Below are 17,975 nucleotides of genomic sequence, written 5' to 3'. Positions count from 1 at the left end.
CATGGTCGCCGGCGAAAGCTCTGGCGACCTGCTGGCGAGCCGTTTGCTATCAGGCTTGCGTCCGCGTTTGCCGGATGCGCGTTTGCATGGTATCGGCGGGCCCCACATGGCTGAGCACGGCTTCATCAGTGACTGGCCGATGGATAAGCTCACTGTGCGCGGCCTGTTCGAAGTCATTCCACGCTATCGCGAGATCAGGGGCATCCAGAACGCTTTGCGTGATCAGTTGCTGGCAGAGCGTCCAGCGGTATTCATCGGCGTCGACTATGGTGGCTTCAATCTGGGGCTGGAGCTGCAATTGCGCGAGGCCGGTATTCCGACGATGCATTTTATCGGGCCGCAAATATGGGCCTGGCGTGGCGGACGCATCAAAAAAATAGCGCGTGCGGTGTCGCACATGCTGGTGATTTTCCCCTTCGAAGAAGAAATCTACCGCAAGGCAGGTGTGCCCGTGACCTATGTGGGGCATCCGCTGGCGGAGGTTATTCCCATGGAGCCGGATCAATCTGCAGCACGCACAGCATTAGGCCTGCAGCAAGATCGCCGTGTCGTTGCCATTCTTCCCGGCAGCCGCATGTCGGAACTCAAGTACAACACAGCGAGTTTTCTTGGTGCCGCCCGATTGCTGAAACAGCGAGAGCCACAATTGCAATTCGTCGCGCCAATGGCCGGCGAAAAACAGCGCGCCTATTTCGAACAATTGATTTCGCAAACCGATAGCATCGATCTGGATATCAAAATCATCAGCGGGCAATCGCATGCAGCAATGGCGGCGGCGGATGCGGTATTGGTTGCCTCAGGCACTGCGTCGCTGGAAGTCGCGCTCTACAAGAAGCCGATGGTGATTGCCTACAAGATGATGCGTGCGTCTTATGAAATCATGCGTCACATGAACTACCAACCGTGGGTAGGTTTGCCGAATATTCTCGCGCGCGAGTATGTTGTTCCAGAATTGTTGCAAGACGCGGCCACGCCACAGGCGCTGGCTGATGCGCTTTGGAAACAGTTGGACGATCCGGTCCATTTACAGAATCTGCGTCAACGGTTTACCGACATGCATCACTCGTTGTTACGCGATACTGCCAATGTCAGCGCGCAGGCAGTATGTACTTTGCTGGATCGTCAGCAGACGCGCTTTGCGCAAGGAGTTTAGGCGATATGGCCAAGAAACACGATTCGAATTTATCTTTGTTCGCACTCGACGATTATGCCGGCGAAGTCATTTGCGGCGTGGATGAAGCTGGACGCGGCCCCTTGGCAGGGCCGGTCTTCGCCTCCGCCGTCATTCTCAATCCGGCGCGACCTATCGTCGGTTTGCGCGATTCAAAGAAACTGAGCGAAGCCAGTCGCGACGCCTTGGCCTTGGAAATCAAGGAGCACGCGATTGCCTGGGCGATTGCCGAATGTTCCGAAGACGAAATCGATCAACTCAATATTCTCCATGCAAGCATGCTCGCGATGCGCCGTGCGGTGGAGGCTTTGCGCACCATTCCTACGCTGGCGCTGATTGACGGCAATCGTTGCCCGGTGATGGCGATCCGCTCCGAAGCGATCGTCAAAGGCGACGACAAAGTGCCTGCCATTTCCGCAGCGTCGATTCTCGCCAAAACTGCGCGCGATGCAGCTTTGCGGGTATTGCATGATCAATATCCGCATTACGCGTTTGATCAGCACAAGGGGTATCCGACCGCATTGCATCTTGAGCGTCTGCGCCTGCATGGCGTGTCCCCTGTGCATCGTAAGTCTTACGCCCCCGTTCGCGCCTTGCTGGCTGGTGCCTGAGGATCGTTGATGAAGTCGATCTCTTCTCGCGATAACGCGCTGTACAAAGAACTCAAGCAACTGGCAACCAGCGCGCAGGCGCGTCGCAAGGCAGGACGGAGTTTGCTCGACGGCGTGCATCTGGCAGAAGCGTATTTGCAGCAGGCCGGCACGCCCGAATTGTGTGTTGTCGCCGAGAGTGCGGTGTATCACGCCGAAGTCGCACCGGTGCTGGCTCAGTGTGAAGCTACAGGCAGCCAATGCATTTGTTTGCCGGACGCGCTGTATCAGGCATTGAGTCAGGTTGAAAACGGCGTCGGCTTGTTGCTGATCGTTGCGACACCTCAGCCGCAACTGCCGGCGGAATTGACGACATCGGCGGTTTTGCTCGATGGTCTGCAGGATCCGGGCAATCTCGGATCAATTTTGCGTAGTGCAGCGGCGGCTGGAATTCGTCAGGTGTTTTGCTCGGCAGGAACTGCCGCAGCGTGGTCGCCCAAGGTGTTGCGGGCAGGCATGGGCGCGCATTTTTTGCTCCAGATTTTTGAAGGCGCCGATTTACTGAGTCTCTGCAAGACCAGCAAAATTCCCGTATTGGCGACCAGTTCGTATGCGCAGGAAACCATTTATCAGATCGATCTGACGCAAGAAGTTGCCTGGCTGTTCGGCCACGAAGGGCAGGGTGTCGCCGACGATTTGATGGACGCCGCCGGCGTCAAAGTAGTTATCCCGCATCTGGGGCAAATGGAATCGCTTAACGTCGCAGCAGCAGCGGCAGTCTGTTTTTTTGAGCAAGCCCGGCAAAGGCAGGGCGGCGGTTGAGGGTGGTTCGCCTGACTGCTATTTATATTGAAGACCGACGCTTGCATGTATCCTGACCTCTACGCTTATTTCAGTGGAAGCTGGCGCTTCACGCGCAGCATGCTTGGTACCGATAAGCTCGTCATCGGTGACGCCGAGGGACGTGCCGAATTCCATTCTTGCGAAGCAAACTGCTTGGAATACAAGGAATCCGGTCAGTTGCTTTTGGCGGCTGACCAGCGCGTCGTGTCGTTCACCCGGAGGTTTGATTACCGGATTGAGGGCGACGTCGTTCATGTCGCCTTTGCCGATGGTGTTCAGGCAGGGCAGGCGTATCAGAGCTATCGATATGAGCCGGCACAAAAAGCGCTATTGCCGCTTGAGACCCATCTTTGCATTCTGGATCGCTACGATGGGCGCTATGTGCTGATTGACGCGGACCGCTTCGATTTGCATACGCGTATCGAAGGGCCACATAAAGACTATCTGCTCCATACACAGTTCAAGAGAGCAATCGACTGATCAAGCCGGTATTAACTTAGCAGGAATCAGCGAGTGTCCGGCTTGATTTCCTGCAAAATCGTCGCTGCAATTTCCTCGATTGATTTGGCAGTAGACGACATCCAGCGTATACCTTCGCGTCGCATCATTTTTTCCGCCTCATTGATTTCATAACGGCAGTTTTCAATCGCGGCGTATTTGCTGCCGGGACGACGCTCGTTACGAACTTCCGACAGGCGCTCCGCCGCGATCGTCAGGCCAAAGATCTTCTTTTTGAAATTGACCAGCCCACTTGGCAATTTGTCCCGCTCGAAATCTTCAGGAATCAACGGGTAGTTTGCCGCCTTGATGCCGTATTGCATGGCTAGATAAAGGCTGGTCGGTGTCTTGCCCGAACGGGATACGCCAACCAGAATGACGTCGGCGCTAGCCAGATTTTTGTTCGACTGGCCATCGTCGTGCGCCAGCGAAAAATTGATCGCCTCAATGCGGTTTTTGTATTCTTCGGAATCGGCTGTATTGTGGCTGCGGCCAATCGTATGCGTCGACTTGACGCCGAGTTCTTGTTCCAACGGTTCGACGAAGGTCTGGAACAAGTCCATATGCATCGCCTTCGATTGGCGGATGACGGCCGACAGGTCGGCCTTGACCAGCGTCGAGAAGACGATGGGCGCCTTGCCATCGGTTTCTGCCACTTCGTTGATGCGGCGGGTGGCGTCATAGGCTTTATCTAGTGTATCGACGAAAGGCAGGCGCACCTGCTTGAAGCGCAGCTCGAACTGACTGAGAACGGAATGGCCCAATGTTTCCGCCGTAATACCGGTACCGTCAGAGACGAAGAAAACCGTACGGTTGGCCGGAGGCAAAGGGACGGGGCAGGCGGGCGGTGCGAGATCGAGCATAGTGTTGTTAAAAAGAAAACAATAAAAAATAACGGGCCAGATGAAAAATTTGCTGGCTACCCTGTAAAATGCCATGCAACAGATTGAGAAGCTAGCTCAAAATGATCCTGATAGTGCTGCGCAAGTTGACCGAATGCCTCTGGATGTTTGCTCATGCAAACACCTTCGGAACTGCCGCGCGCCAATTATGTCAGCTCATGTATCGGAACCTGCATCAGGTATTGAGCCAAGCCGCTGTATCGATTATGTCGCCTTCGTCCCAAAATAACAAAGAACAAATGACGACTGCCGGCCGCGTGAAGATTTCTTATCATCAAACTAGAGGTTGTTATGTCCAACGCAGTAAGCATGGGTTCTACCCAGGGGGCCGCATACGTAGTCTCCTTTGAAAATCTTCGCATGACGGATGTCGAATCCGTCGGCGGCAAGAACGCGTCGCTGGGTGAAATGATCAGCCAGTTGGCCGGTGCCGGAGTCCGAGTGCCAGGTGGCTTTGCCACGACGGCACAGGCTTTCCGCGACTTTCTGGAACACAGTGCAAATGGCGGCGCAACGCTGGCCCAACGCATTGCAGATCGTCTCGTAACGTTGGATATCGAAGATGTGCGTGCATTGGCGCAAGCCGGCGCGGAGATTCGTCAATGGATTATCGACACGCCTTTCCAGCCTGCGCTGGAAGAGCAGATCAAATCTTTCTACGACAAACTGGTTGCCGACTCCACTGGTGAGATGTCTTTCGCCGTGCGTTCGTCTGCAACTGCAGAAGACTTGCCTGACGCCTCTTTTGCCGGTCAGCAAGAAACATTTCTGAATGTTGTCGGCATCGACAACGTGCTCGAAGCGATGAAGCACGTGTTCGCCTCGCTGTACAACGATCGCGCTATCTCGTATCGCGTTCACAAGGGCTTCACCCACGCTGAAGTCGCGCTGTCGGCAGGCGTGCAACGCATGGTGCGCTCCGACGTCGGCGCTGCCGGCGTGATGTTCACGATCGACACCGAATCAGGCTTCAAGGACGTGGTTTTCATCACCTCCAGCTACGGTCTGGGCGAAACAGTGGTGCAGGGCGCGGTCAATCCGGACGAATTCTATGTCCACAAGCCGATGCTGGAACAAGGCAAGCTGCCGATCATCCGCCGCAACATCGGCTCCAAGCTGATCAAGATGGAGTTCACCGGTGAAGCCAAGGCCGGCCGCTCGGTCAAGACTGTCGACGTGCCTGTTGAAATGCGTAACCGTTACTCGCTGAACGACGCCGAAATCGTTGAGTTGGCCAAATACGCCACCATCATCGAAAAGCACTATCAGCGTCCGATGGACATCGAATGGGGCAAAGACGGCCGCGACGGCAAGCTGTACATTCTGCAAGCGCGTCCTGAAACCGTGAAGTCGCAGCAAAAGGCGACTGACGCGCAACAACGTTTCAAGCTCAAGGGCTCCAGCGCGGTGTTGGCAACCGGTCGTGCAATCGGTCAGAAGATCGGCGCCGGTCCGGTGCGCGTGATTCGCGATGCCTCCGAAATGGAACGCGTGCAACCAGGCGACGTGCTCGTCGCCGACATGACAGATCCGAACTGGGAGCCGGTCATGAAGCGCGCTGCAGCCATCGTCACCAATCGTGGCGGTCGTACCTGCCACGCGGCGATCATTGCGCGTGAACTGGGTGTGCCGGCGGTGGTTGGTTGCGGTGATGCTACCGATATCCTGAAGGACGGCAACCTGGTCACCGTTTCCTGCGCTGAAGGCGACGAAGGCAAGATTTATGACGGTCTGCTGGAAACCGAAATCACCGAAGTCGCACGCGGCGAACTGCCACCGATTCCGTTGAAGATCATGATGAACGTCGGCAATCCGCAACTGGCATTCGACTTCCAGTCGATTCCAAATGGCGGTGTCGGTCTGGCGCGTCTGGAATTCATCATTAACAACAACATCGGCGTGCATCCGAAGGCGATTCTGGAATACCCGAACATCGATGCTGACCTGAAGAAGGCTGTTGAATCCGTCGCACGCGGTCACGCATCGCCGAAGGCGTTCTACGTCGACAAGCTGGCCGAAGGAATTGCGACCATCGCGGCGGCGTTCTGGCCAAAGCCGGTCATCGTGCGCTTGTCCGACTTCAAGTCGAACGAGTACAAGAAGTTGATCGGCGGTTCGCGTTACGAGCCGGATGAAGAAAACCCAATGCTGGGTTTCCGCGGTGCCGCACGTTATCTGGCTGCCGATTTCGCTGAAGCATTCGAAATGGAATGCCTGGCCATGAAGCGCGTCCGTAACGACATGGGCCTGACCAACGTCGAGATCATGGTGCCGTTCGTCCGTACACTGGGACAAGCGGAAAAGGTCATCAACTTGCTCGGCAAAAACGGCCTGACACGCGGCGAAAACGGCCTGCGCGTCATCATGATGTGCGAAGTGCCTTCCAACGCGATCTTGGCCGAACAATTCCTGGAATTCTTCGACGGTTTCTCGATCGGTTCCAACGATCTGACGCAGCTCACACTGGGTCTGGATCGCGACTCCGGTATGGAGTTGCTGGCAGCCGATTTTGACGAGCGTGATCCTGCGTTGCAAGCCTTGCTGACCAAGGTCATCTCGACTTGTCTCGCCAAGGGAAAATACGTTGGTATCTGCGGTCAGGGCCCATCGGATCACCCGGACTTCGCAGAATGGCTGATGAAGCAAGGTATCGAGTCGATCTCGCTGAATCCAGACTCAGTGATCGACACCTGGCAGAAGCTGGCCGGCACTAAGTAAGCGCCAATATGGTCTAAACCGGACAAGTTCGCTTGTCTGGTTTCAGAAAAACAAAAACGCGGGCTTGATGCCCGCGTTTTTGTTTTTAGCAATAGTGCGTCAGAGGCTGTTAAAGTCTTGCCAGCAAGCAGTGGCTTGTCTCAAATCCAAAAAGGAAATCAACATGATGGACTGGGCGATATGGTTCGTATTGGCCGGACTGGCAATCGGGGTGGAGCTCTTTACCGGAACATTCTATTTATTGATGATCGCCATTGGTCTGGCCGTCGGCGGTGTCGTTGCCTTGCTTGGCGGGGCCGCCGAGTGGCAGTTCCTGGCGGCGGCTGTTGTCGGCTTCGTCGCGGTAGGTTTGCTGCGTCGCAGCCGCTTTGGGAAAATGAACAAGGAAGCCGCCGCGCGCGACCCCAATGTCCTTCTGGACATCGGGCAGGCAGTGCACGTCGAGCTCTGGACGGATCTCGACGGCACACCGACATCGCGTGTCCGTTATCGCGGCGCCGAATGGGACGTGGAACTTGCACCGGGCAATGCAGTTCAGGCCGGTCAATTCATCATCCGGGAAATACGCGGCAGTCGTCTGATCGTCGCGCACGCAGTTGTGCAGTAGGCCTTACTTGGCGTTAGCTGTCATCAAGCTTCATTCACAAGGGGAATTTCTATGTTCGGTAGCGTCACGCTGGTTATCTTTTTCATCGCCATCATCTTCGTCGTCAAGACCATCAAGGTTGTGCCACAGCAGCACGCCTGGGTCGTAGAGCGGCTGGGCAAATATCATGCAACGCTCGGGCCAGGGCTTAATATTGTGGTGCCGTTTATCGACCGCGTTGCCTACAAACACATCCTTAAAGAAATCCCGCTGGATGTACCTCCACAGGTCTGCATCACGCGTGATAACACGCAATTGCAGGTCGACGGCATTCTGTATTTTCAGATCACCGATCCGATGCGTGCCTCTTACGGCTCATCGAACTACATCGCTGCAATCACACAACTGGCGCAAACCACCTTGCGTTCGGTCATCGGCAAGATGGAGCTCGACAAGACCTTTGAAGAGCGCGATCACATCAACACCACCATCGTCAGCGCGATCGATGAGTCCGCCGAAAACTGGGGCGTTAAAGTCCTGCGATACGAGATCAAGGATCTGACACCACCAAAAGAAATTCTGCACGCCATGCAGGCGCAGATCACTGCAGAACGTGAAAAGCGCGCACTCATTGCTGCGTCGGAAGGTCGCAAGCAAGAGCAGATCAATATCGCTACCGGAGAACGCGAAGCATCCATCGCCAAATCGGAAGGTGAAAAGCAGGCATCGATCAATCGCGCCGAAGGGCAGGCCGCGGCCATTCTGGCGATTGCAGAGGCGAGCGCCGAAGCGCTGCGCAAGACCGCAGCGGCGATTCAATCGCCCGGTGGCGCAGATGCGGTCAGCCTGAAAGTCGCCGAGCAATATGTCGCCGCATTCTCACAATTGGCCAAAACCAATAATTCGATTATCGTTCCCGCCAATCTTGGCGACATGAGTACCTTGATTGCCAGCGCAATGCAGGTCGTAAAGGCTCAGCAAAAGTAGTCAGGTAGAAGTCGTCAAGAACAAACGGAATGCAAATGTGAAAAGCGCCTGAAAAGAGATTTTCAGGCGCTTTTTTATGTCGATGCTCGCGGGTCTAATTTCTCAGGCGTGATGGTCGCTGCAGTCTGCAGATGATGGCAATGGATCAATGCTGTCGTAAGGTAATGAGATGTTCACGCACAAGCCGCCGTCGATGCGATTGAAGGCGCGGATGGTACCGCCGTGCGCCTCGACGATACGTCGCGCAATGGTCAGTCCAAGGCCATAGCCGTGGGTGCTTTTTTGCGTACGTGTGCTGCGGAAGAAGGGTTCGAAAATCAGTTGCAATTCGTCTTCCGGTACGCCGGGGCCACGGTCAATGACGGAAATCTGCACATGCTTCTTTTCCTGGTCGACGAGCGTGTTGATCGCAACCACGGTATCGATGGCGGTCTGCTTGATGGCGTTGCGCACGACGTTTTCAATCGCCCTGTAGAGAAGCTCGGCGCCCCCCTTGATGACGACATTGGTGCGAGCCTGGCCTTCCACATGCCGATCTATCGATTCAGCCTCAAAGCGCGCGTCGTCGATGATTTCCCCCAGCAGATCCTCGATGCGGATGTGATCCTCCATGGCTCCCGTGACGCCGGCTTCCAAGCGCGACAGCGTTAACAATTCTCCGACCAGTTTGTCCATACGTACGCCTTCGCGTTCGATGCGCTCCAGCGTAGCCGCGGTTTTTTCCGGTTGCAGGCGCGCCAGACCGATCGAGGCCTGAAGTCTGGCGATGGGCGAACGCAATTCGTGCGATACATCGTGCAGCAAGCGGCGCTGACTTTCCATCAGTGCACGCAGTTTGTCCGTCATGCTGTCAAAGTCACGACCGAGATCCGCCAGTTCATCACTGCGTTTGCTCATCAGCGGTGCCAGACGATCATTCAGATTGCCTGAAGCTGCATTGGCAAAAGCCGATTTGAGTTGGCGGATCGGTTGCGAAAAATACCAGGCCAGCAACATCGCAAAAAACAGGCTGGCGATTGTTGAGACCAGCATCGGCATCATCGGGAAAGAAAATGGTGGCGGCGGTGGAGGCGGATTCTCATGGCGCGGCTCCCGTCCGCTATTCATATGCGACGGCGACGGCAGGAAGAGCAGGTAAGTATGGCCGTCGGAAGCCTTGATTTCTTCCACCACGCGACGACGTACTTCAGTGGTTAGCAGGGCGCGTGCTTCCTCGACCAATTTGGGATTGACGTCACGCCCCAGCAGCTCCTGCTGGTTTTCGTTCACGACATACACCTGATGCCGCTCAGCGTTGACTATCAGCTTGCGCAGCGCCTCGGTGCCGCCATATTGGAGTGTCGCCGCAGCGGAACGGATGGTGAACACCGCCGGCGGACTCAGATCGAGATCGGTGGCGCGCTGATTGCGTTCGCGGTTCTCGAAGGAGAACATGATGCCCACACCGATGATGGCGGTCATCTGCGCCACCATGATGAAGAAAAAGAACTTCCAGAACAGCCGGCCCACCGATTACTCCTTGATGAACTGGTAACCCAAGCGATAGACGGTCTGGATACAGGATTTGTCGCTGCCGAGCGTGGAGATTTTTTGTCGAATGCTGCTCAGATGCACGTCGATGTTGCGGTCGAAACGTGCAAGAGGGCGGCCCAGGCCTTGTTCCGAAAGATGTTGTTTGCTCACAGGCTTACCGGCGTTGCGCGCCAGGACTTCAAGCAGATTGAATTCGCTGCTGGTGAGTTCCAGTGGGCGGCCAGACCAGGTAGCGCGGCGCTGTTCCGGCCACATGGAAAGTGCACCAACTGCCAGTGGCGAGTAGGGACTGTGATCCGGATTGTCTATAACAGTGCGGCGCAGGATGGCACGTACCCGTGCAGTCAGTTCGCGCGGGGTGCAAGGCTTTGGGACATAGTCGTCGGCGCCGAGTTCGAGGCCGATGATGCGATCGGTGTCGTCGCCCTTGGCTGTCAGCATCAAGACAGGAAGATTGCTCTTGGCGCGGATACGGCGTAATGTTTCCAGTCCATTGAGGCGAGGCATCATCACGTCGAGCACCACGATGGCATATTGGTTGGTCAGGGCTTCGGCAACACCCGACTCGCCGTCATAGGCAACGCGGACTTCAAATTTTTCTTGCTCAAGATATTCCTTGAGCATATCAACGAGTTCAATGTCGTCGTCTATCAGTAATACTTTTGACATCGTTGTGTGCTTCTCTTTCTTTGATTACTGCTGCATTTCGGATAGTTCAATCATATGCGCAAAAAGGCTGCGGACGGTACAACAGTAACGATTGGTGTCTTCATCTTTACACTTTTTTACCCCTGCTTCCGGGCATTTGACTGTTGGAAACGGTGCCGTTTTTCCGGTACGAAATAGTGTCATCCGGGCAATGCTGAAACAGATCAGGAAGTATCGTGGATACCCTCTGAAAAAGTGCCTTCGATCAACTGAAATTTACCCTAATTTACACACTTGGACCGGGATTTGCATGTGCGTATCGCCGATACTTGTTAAGTGCGCAGACAACACTTTCGTGGTTTTTGCTGCGAGGTGCAAATGGCGGTAAAGAAGCATGTCCGTCTATGCAGGGGGCAACTTGTCAGAGGGAGAACAACATGAGCATCAGCAGCGTATCCGGCAGCAATCTTTTTTCCTTGGCCGACCTGGGTGGCGTTACAGGCATTGACCAGACAAGCGCCACGGTCAGTTTTTCCGATTTTCCACCACCGCCTCCGCCACCACGTCATGGCGGTGGGGGCAGTTTCATGGATGCCATCAAAGAGGTGCTGGCAGCACTGGAGGCCGATACCAACAGTACGAGCAGCGCTACCTCCAGCAGCGTCACAACCTCCTCAAGCGATGATGCGACATCGACAAAAAATGTCGACGCCGCATTGAACAGCTTCCTGCAAAATCTGCTGGTTGCCTTGCATTCGGAAAGCGCTTCCAGCCCCTCGACGGACAGCAGCACTGATACGGACAGCAGCACCTCAGCGTCGGCCGTGGCCGCTGCGACTGCATCTTCGGCAGCCGCAGCGGCGGCTAATCGCCCACCTCCGCCACCACCTGGGGACGGGCGTCTCGAAGCGGATCTCACCAAACTTGTTCAGTCGCTGTCGGCGTCCGAGTCCAGTACGTCATCGACGGATACGGCAACATCGACCAGCGATTCAAGCAGTCCCAGTTCTTCGGCAACCAACACCGATCTGGAAAGCAGCTTTGCGAATCTTCTGAGTGCGCTGGGCGACGCGGGTGGGACATCATTGAGCAGTTTCTTGCAGAGCATTACGACCAAATTGCATGCAACGCCATCTAGTGGCAACATCATCAACACAACGGCATGAGCCGGGCAACGACAGGAACTCTGATGCAGAATCACACTGCGCCTCGCACACTGGTATGGACGGGATGGATTTGATACATGCTGCATGACAAGCTTTTGCAAGACCCGGCACATCTGCAAGAGCTGATGCATCTGCTGACGCAGAGCATTACCGCAGACGTGCAGGGAAAATCCGAAGAGGCCATGGCTTCTTTGGAGCTGGCCATCAAGCTTGATCCCGGCTTCGTCCCTGCACTGATGCGTCGCGCCGATCTGCTGTTGGCGGGAGAGCGCTATCACGACGCGATCGCAGCCTATGACGATTGCCTCACACGTTTCCCCGCCTTGTTGGAAGCGCGTCAATCCCGGCAGCGCGCGTTGTTTCTTGCGCTGGAGCAGTCTGAAATGGCGCTGGAAGAATCCCCGCAGGATGCAGATCTCTGGTGTCGGCAGGCCGAGTTGCTCACGCATCTGGAGCGCTTCGATGAAGCGCTGTCCTCATTGGATCGTGTGCTGGCATTTGCGCCATCGCATCAGCAAGCGCTGAATCAGCGCGGCAATGTCTTGCTTCATTTGAACCGACATGAAGAAGCCGTACTTTGCTACGACCGTATTCTTGCGCATTCAGCCGCCAACGCCGCCGCCATCTTCAACCGCGGCAACGTCCTCCAAAAAATGAACTGCCTGAATCAGGCGCTCTGGTGTTACGAGCAGGCGCTGACGCTGCAACCAAACTTCCCGGAGGCAGAGATGGCGCAGAGCCATTGCTTGTTGTTGCAGGGGGATTTTGCGGGTGGCTGGCAGCGGCATGAAGCACGTTGGCGAACTCCACAGCTGCGAGGGCAAGTAATGTTTCCGGAAATACCGGCATGGCTGGGCGAACCATCTCTGGAAGGACGGAGCATTTTGCTCTGGGCGGAACAGGGGCTGGGAGATACGATACAGTTTGCACGCTATATTCCTCTCATCGCAGAAAGTGCCGCAAAGGTGACCGTGTGCGTACCGGAAGCCTTGCACAGGCTCTTGTCATCGTTTGAGGCGCTGCCCAACGTCACTATTGTCGTGAACGATCTGGGGCTCGCTCCGCACGATTTTCACTGTCCTTTGATGAGTTTGCCGCTGGCCTTGAGCTGGAAGCTGGCGACGATTCCAGCAAGCGCACCTTATCTGTATGCCGATGGTACTACGCTGCAGCAGTGGTCAGCCATTCTCAGTGCAGACCCGGTGCAGAACGCCGGCAAGTTGAAAGTGGGCATAGCCTGGGCGGGCAGGCAGGTTGGTGTATTGAATCACACGCGCGATATTCCCTTGCGTTATCTGCGGCCGTTAGCGGATATCCCTGTGGATCTGATCAGCCTGCAACGCGAGATTCCAGAGGGCGATGCCGCCGAGATCGAGGTGTGGCAAACCATGCGTCGTTTCGAAGCATCGATGAGCGATATGGCCGAAACGGCTGCGCTGATCAGTCATCTTGATCTGGTCATCAGCGCCGACACCGCCGTCATTCATCTGGCAGGCGCGTTAGGCAAACCAGCGTGGTTATTGCTGCGGTATGAAAGCGAATGGCGCTGGGGATGGCAAACGGGCACGTCGCGCTGGTATCCGACGGTCAAGGTGTTCCGTCAGAAAGTCCGTGGCGATTGGTCCGGGGTGGTGGAAAAGGTTGCCGAATGCCTGCGTCTTGCAGCCAGCAAATAAGATCCTGATAACAGGATTCTGATAGAGCGCCGTTGAGTAGGGCGTGTCGCCGGTGAAGCCAGCGCCGCCGATCAGCGGCGGTGCGTCTTCATGGCGGCCTGGATTTCGCGTTGGCTGTCGCGTTGCTTTTCGGTTTCCCGCTTGTCGTGTTGCTTCTTGCCCTTGGCCAGGCCGATCTCGCATTTGATGCGGCCTTTGCTGAAATGCAAGTTCAGCGGCATCAGCGTATAGCCTGAGCGTTCCACTTTCCCGATCAGTTTGGCAATTTCTGCGGCGTTGAGCAGGAGTTTGCGTGTGCGCGTGGTTTCCGGATGGACGTGCGTGGACGTGCTGGTCAGGGCGCTGATGTGCGCGCCGAACAGAAAGATCTCGCCGTTGCGAATCGTCACATACGCTTCTTTGATCTGTGCTTTGCCGGCGCGGATAGCCTTGACTTCCCAGCCTTCCAGGACGATGCCGGCTTCGAAACGCTCCTCGACGAAGTAATCGAAAAAAGCTTTTTTATTATCAACAATACTCATCTAATCGGAAAATCCGTGGTGTCGGTTAAAATTTCAACTTTGCGATTTTATCAAACGGACCACCTTTCATGGCAGTCGTACATAAAACAGTCCTGATCAATTACAGCGCGGAGCAGATGTTTAAGCTCGTCGACCGCGTCGAAGATTACCCGGCATTCTTGCCCTGGTGCGGTGGCGTCGACGTTGAAGAGCGGCAGGGCGACAAGCTCAAGGCCAAGCTCAAGATCAACTATCACGGCCTCAAACAGTCTTTCACCACCGAAAACACCAATGTGCCGTCAAGCAGCATGACGATGCATCTGGTGGAAGGGCCGTTCAAACATTTCGAAGCGCGCTGGAATTTCATAGCGCTACGCGATGATGCCTGCAAGATCGAATTCGACATGCAGTACGAGTTTTCGAGCCGCATTCTGGAGTCGGTGATCGGGCCGGTATTCAGCATGATCGCCAACAGCTTCGTCGATTCTTTTTGCAAGCGTGCAGAACAGATATATGGCTGAAACGACGCAATTGCAAGTCGAGATCTGCTATGCCACGCCGGATCTGGAGATCCGCAAGCCGGTTCGCGTCGACGTCGGCACAACTGTCCAGCAGGCCATCATGCAAAGCGGTCTGCTGCGGGAGTGTACAGCAATCGACCTGACCGTTTGTCGCGTCGGCATCTACGGCAAGCTGAAAACACTCGATACGGTGTTGCGTGAGCAAGATCGCATTGAGATTTACCGGCCGCTGATTGCCGATCCGATGGATTCGCGCCGGCGCCGGGTGCAGAAGAAGGGTGGCTGATCGCTGCATGGCTTGTTTAGGGTTGAACGCGCGGGAGTGATTTTTGACAACAGGTGCGCCCGCGCCACACCTTGGGTGCATATTTCACGGAAAAATCAAGGTCTCCGCGACGAGCGTAAAAGTTTTCTGTATAATTCGCTTTTGCGCCTATAGGAAATGCTATGCGTCTTCTCCAAAAAGCACTCACATTCGATGACGTGCTCCTAGTCCCGGCTTATTCGGACATCCTCCCTAAAGATACTTCCCTTGCCACGCGCCTGACGCGCAACATTCGCCTGAACATTCCGCTTATCTCTGCGGCAATGGACACCGTGACTGAAGCACGCCTGGCAATTGCCATCGCACAAGAAGGCGGTATCGGTATTGTTCACAAGAACCTGACGCCGAAGGAACAAGCGCGCGAGGTTTCCAAGGTCAAGCGTTTTGAATCCGGTGTGGTGCGTGATCCGATCACGATCCCGCCGACCATGAAGATTCGCGAAGTCATCGCGTTGTCTGAATTGCACGGCATCAGCGGCTTCCCCGTCGTCGAAGGCAGCGCCCTGGTTGGTGTGATTACCAACCGCGATCTGCGTTTTGAAGAAGATCTGGACGCTGAAGTGCGCGCCAAGATGACGCCACGCGACAAGCTGGTCTACGTCAAAGACGGCGCCGATCCGGAAGAAGCCAAGCGTCTGATGAACAAGCACCGCCTCGAGCGCGTCATGGTCATCAACGACAACTTCGAGTTGCGCGGCCTGATCACTGTTAAAGATATCCAGAAGTCGACTGCCCATCCATTCGCCAGCAAAGACAGCCAAGGCAAGCTGCGCGTCGGCGCTGCCGTCGGCGTCGGTCCGGATAACGACGAGCGTATCGAGTTGCTGGTCGCTGCAGGTGTGGACGTGTTGGTCGTCGATACCGCCCACGGTCACTCGGCAGGCGTATTGAATCGCGTCAAATGGGTCAAGACACGCTTCCCGCACGTTGATGTCATCGGCGGCAACATCGCCACCGGCGCGGCTGCCAAGGCGCTGGTCGAACATGGTGCGGATGCGGTCAAGGTCGGTATCGGCCCAGGCTCGATCTGCACCACGCGTATCGTTGCAGGCGTCGGCGTGCCGCAAATCTCGGCGATCGCCAACGTGGCAAAAGCACTCGAAGGCACTGGCGTACCGGTCATCGCTGACGGCGGTATCCGCTTCTCGGGCGACGTTTCCAAGGCGTTGGCGGCAGGTGCTTCGACCGTCATGATGGGCAGCATGTTCGCCGGTACCGAAGAAGCACCGGGCGAAGTGATCCTGTTCCAGGGCCGCAGCTACAAGTCGTATCGCGGCATGGGCAGCGTCGGCGCGATGACCGATGGTTCCGCTGACCGCTACTTCCAGGACGGCGAAAACAACGCCGAAAAACTGGTGCCGGAAGGTATCGAAGGCCGTGTTGCCTACAAGGGCAGCGTGCTGGCGATTCTGTATCAACTGGTCGGCGGCGTGCGTTCTTCCATGGGTTACTGCGGTTGCGCCACGATCGATGAATTCCGTGAAAAAGCTGAATTCGTCGAGATCACCTCGGCGGGTATGCGTGAGTCGCATGTCCACGATGTACAGATCACCAAGGAAGCTCCTAACTACCGCGCCGACTAAGCAAGGTGACGATAGTGACAAAAGGCCGCGCCACTTAGTTTTGGCCGCGGCCTTTTGACTTATTTTTGCCGCTGAAATAATTTCAAACTTGCCTACCTCCACTGCCATGCACTCAAAAATTCTGATCATTGATTTCGGTTCCCAGGTCACCCAGCTGATCGCGCGTCGCGTACGCGAAGCCGGTGTGTTTTCCGAAGTCTTTCCTTATGACGTGAGCGACGAATTCGTCCGCAACTATGGCGCTTCCGGCGTGATTCTCTCCGGCGGCCCGAACAGCGTGACCGAAGGCGATACGCCACGCGCGCCATCCGCAGTGTTTGAACTGGGTGTGCCGGTATTGGGCATCTGCTACGGCATGCAGACCATGGCTGAGCAACTTGGTGGCAAGGTCGAAAACGGCAAGCTGCGCGAATTCGGTTACGCCGAAGTGCGCGCACACGGCCACACAGCGCTGCTCAAAGATATCGCCGACTTCACTACAGCCGAAGGCCATGGCATGTTGAAGGTCTGGATGAGTCATGGCGACAAGGTCAATGAAATGCCGCACGGCTTCAAGCTGATGGCATCGACCGGCAATTGCCCGGTTGCCGGCATGGCCGACGAAGAGCGTCGTTTCTACGCCGTGCAGTTCCACCCCGAAGTCACCCACACCGTGCAAGGCAAGGCATTGCTGGGCCGTTTTGTGCATGACATCTGCGGCTGTAAATCAGACTGGAACATGCCCGACTACATCGCCGAAGCGGTCGAATCGATTCGCCAGCAAGTCGGCACCGATGAAGTCATTCTCGGCCTGTCCGGCGGCGTTGACAGCAGCGTGGCGGCAGCACTGATCCATCGCGCCATCGGCGATCAACTGACTTGCGTATTCGTCGACCATGGTCTGTTGCGCCTCGATGAAGGCAAGATGGTCATGGACATGTTCGGCAAGAATCTCGGCGTCAAGGTCATCCACGTCGATGCAACCGATCAGTTCATGGGTCACCTGACCGGCGTGACCGATCCGGAAGCCAAGCGCAAGATCATTGGACGCGAATTCGTGGAAGTATTCCAGGCCGAATCCGGCAAGCTGAAGAACGCCAAATGGCTGGCACAAGGTACGATCTACCCTGACGTCATCGAAAGTGCCGGCAAGGGCAAGAAGGGCGCGCACACCATCAAGAGCCACCACAACGTGGGCGGCCTGCCAGAGACGCTGAACCTGAAGCTGCTCGAGCCGCTGCGCGAACTGTTCAAGGATGAAGTGCGCGAGCTGGGCGTGGCCCTCGGTCTGCCGCACGAAATGGTCTACCGTCATCCATTCCCGGGCCCAGGTCTGGGCGTGCGTATTCTCGGCGAAGTGAAGAAAGAATTCGCTGACCTGCTGCGCCGTGCCGATGCGATCTTCATCGAAGAACTGCGTAACACCAAGGAAGCCGATGGCCAAAGCTGGTACGAAAAGACCAGCCAGGCGTTTGCGGTTTTTCTGCCGGTCAAGTCGGTCGGTGTGATGGGCGATGGCCGTACCTACGAATACGTGGTGGCCTTGCGCGCCGTGCAGACGCAGGATTTCATGACGGCACATTGGGCGCATCTGCCGCATGAGTTGCTGGGTCGCGTGTCCAACCGCATCATCAACGAAGTGCGTGGCATCAACCGTGTGGTCTACGACATTTCCGGCAAGCCGCCTGCCACGATTGAGTGGGAATAATCTCGCTTGCAATCGTTCTTTGTGTTGATTGTCGATTGAGA

General features: G+C 55.9%; 17 protein-coding genes. 13 read left to right on the top strand and 4 right to left on the bottom strand.

All coding sequences use genetic code 11. The features are described from left to right. Position 1 precedes the first annotated feature (1 nt). The 4 genes from lpxB to PQR63_RS18345 are packed head-to-tail and all read left to right on the top strand — an operon-like array spanning position 2 to position 3,084. The gene (gene lpxB, locus PQR63_RS18360; protein ID WP_408169465.1) at positions 2–1,153 is read left to right on the top strand and encodes a lipid-A-disaccharide synthase; all 1,152 of its coding nucleotides are present in this window, start codon (positions 2–4) and stop codon (positions 1,151–1,153) included. 5 nt (positions 1,154–1,158) lie between these two features. Beyond that, positions 1,159–1,782 carry a ribonuclease HII gene (rnhB, locus tag PQR63_RS18355; protein WP_408169402.1) on the top strand — a complete coding sequence of 208 codons (624 nt, stop codon included), beginning with the start codon at positions 1,159–1,161 and terminating at the stop codon, positions 1,780–1,782. Between the two features lie 9 nt (positions 1,783–1,791). After that, positions 1,792–2,583, top strand: a complete 792-nt coding sequence (locus PQR63_RS18350) for a TrmH family RNA methyltransferase (RefSeq protein ID WP_408169401.1) — start codon at positions 1,792–1,794, stop codon at positions 2,581–2,583. A 45-nt stretch (positions 2,584–2,628) separates the two neighbouring features. Next, entirely contained in the window at positions 2,629–3,084 is a 456-nt protein-coding gene (locus PQR63_RS18345; protein WP_408169400.1) for a DUF6314 family protein, read from the top strand. A gap of 26 nt (positions 3,085–3,110) precedes the next feature. Here the strand turns inward: PQR63_RS18345 and ppsR are convergent, their stop codons facing one another. Then, positions 3,111–3,965, bottom strand: a complete 855-nt coding sequence (gene ppsR / locus PQR63_RS18340; RefSeq protein WP_094563595.1) for a posphoenolpyruvate synthetase regulatory kinase/phosphorylase PpsR — start codon at positions 3,963–3,965, stop codon at positions 3,111–3,113. Between the two features lie 399 nt (positions 3,966–4,364). Here ppsR and ppsA point away from each other — a divergent pair, with 399 nt between their 5' ends. The 3 genes from ppsA (at position 4,365) to PQR63_RS18325 (ending at position 8,295) form a co-directional block, all read left to right on the top strand. After that, entirely contained in the window at positions 4,365–6,722 is a 2,358-nt protein-coding gene (gene ppsA / locus PQR63_RS18335; RefSeq protein WP_408169464.1) for a phosphoenolpyruvate synthase, read from the top strand. Between the two features lie 163 nt (positions 6,723–6,885). Beyond that, positions 6,886–7,329, top strand: coding sequence for an NfeD family protein (locus PQR63_RS18330; RefSeq protein WP_408169399.1), 444 nt, complete (start codon positions 6,886–6,888; stop codon positions 7,327–7,329). A gap of 51 nt (positions 7,330–7,380) precedes the next feature. After that, complete coding sequence (locus PQR63_RS18325; RefSeq protein ID WP_408169398.1) at positions 7,381–8,295, top strand: SPFH domain-containing protein; 915 nt, start codon at positions 7,381–7,383, stop codon at positions 8,293–8,295. Between the two features lie 102 nt (positions 8,296–8,397). Here PQR63_RS18325 and PQR63_RS18320 read toward each other — a convergent pair whose 3' ends face one another. Together PQR63_RS18320 and PQR63_RS18315 are read right to left on the bottom strand one after the other, a co-directional pair. Then, on the bottom strand, positions 8,398–9,804 hold the full coding sequence (locus PQR63_RS18320) for a HAMP domain-containing sensor histidine kinase (protein ID WP_408169397.1): 1,407 nt from the start codon (positions 9,802–9,804) through the stop codon (positions 8,398–8,400). 3 nt (positions 9,805–9,807) lie between these two features. Beyond that, positions 9,808–10,497 (bottom strand): response regulator transcription factor, encoded by a 690-nt coding sequence (locus tag PQR63_RS18315; protein ID WP_094566242.1) that lies wholly within the window; start codon positions 10,495–10,497, stop codon positions 9,808–9,810. A 416-nt stretch (positions 10,498–10,913) separates the two neighbouring features. Here PQR63_RS18315 and PQR63_RS18310 point away from each other — a divergent pair, with 416 nt between their 5' ends. Together PQR63_RS18310 and PQR63_RS18305 are read left to right on the top strand one after the other, a co-directional pair. Beyond that, positions 10,914–11,642 carry a hypothetical protein gene (locus PQR63_RS18310; protein WP_408169396.1) on the top strand — a complete coding sequence of 243 codons (729 nt, stop codon included), beginning with the start codon at positions 10,914–10,916 and terminating at the stop codon, positions 11,640–11,642. Between the two features lie 77 nt (positions 11,643–11,719). Further along, positions 11,720–13,318, top strand: coding sequence for a tetratricopeptide repeat protein (locus PQR63_RS18305; protein ID WP_408169395.1), 1,599 nt, complete (start codon positions 11,720–11,722; stop codon positions 13,316–13,318). Positions 13,319–13,389: 71 nt separating this feature from the next. On the opposite strand, the gene smpB is transcribed toward PQR63_RS18305, so the two are convergent. Then, a complete protein-coding gene (smpB, locus tag PQR63_RS18300) occupies positions 13,390–13,839 on the bottom strand; it encodes an SsrA-binding protein SmpB (protein ID WP_007875730.1) in 450 nt (149 codons plus the stop codon). 68 nt (positions 13,840–13,907) lie between these two features. Here smpB and PQR63_RS18295 point away from each other — a divergent pair, with 68 nt between their 5' ends. The 4 genes from PQR63_RS18295 to guaA all read left to right on the top strand — a co-directional run bounded on the left by PQR63_RS18295 (position 13,908) and on the right by guaA (position 17,934). Next, on the top strand, positions 13,908–14,339 hold the full coding sequence (locus PQR63_RS18295) for a type II toxin-antitoxin system RatA family toxin (RefSeq protein ID WP_408169394.1): 432 nt from the start codon (positions 13,908–13,910) through the stop codon (positions 14,337–14,339). Further along, positions 14,332–14,625: an RnfH family protein gene (locus tag PQR63_RS18290; protein ID WP_408169393.1), complete on the top strand. Its 294-nt coding sequence runs from the start codon at positions 14,332–14,334 to the stop codon at positions 14,623–14,625. Before PQR63_RS18295 ends, PQR63_RS18290 begins: the two co-directional genes overlap by 8 nt. A 161-nt stretch (positions 14,626–14,786) precedes the next feature. Continuing rightward, positions 14,787–16,247 carry an IMP dehydrogenase gene (gene guaB / locus PQR63_RS18285; protein WP_094563603.1) on the top strand — a complete coding sequence of 487 codons (1,461 nt, stop codon included), beginning with the start codon at positions 14,787–14,789 and terminating at the stop codon, positions 16,245–16,247. Between the two features lie 106 nt (positions 16,248–16,353). Then, positions 16,354–17,934, top strand: a complete 1,581-nt coding sequence (gene guaA, locus PQR63_RS18280) for a glutamine-hydrolyzing GMP synthase (RefSeq protein WP_408169463.1) — start codon at positions 16,354–16,356, stop codon at positions 17,932–17,934. Positions 17,935–17,975: the final 41 nt, after the last annotated feature.

It is taken from the genome of Herbaspirillum rhizosphaerae (assembly GCF_046025915.1).
Taxonomy (GTDB): Bacteria; Pseudomonadota; Gammaproteobacteria; order Burkholderiales; family Burkholderiaceae_D; genus Herbaspirillum; species Herbaspirillum rhizosphaerae_A.
Note: the sequence above shows the minus strand (reverse complement) of the source record. Positions and strands in the feature narration are given on the sequence as shown.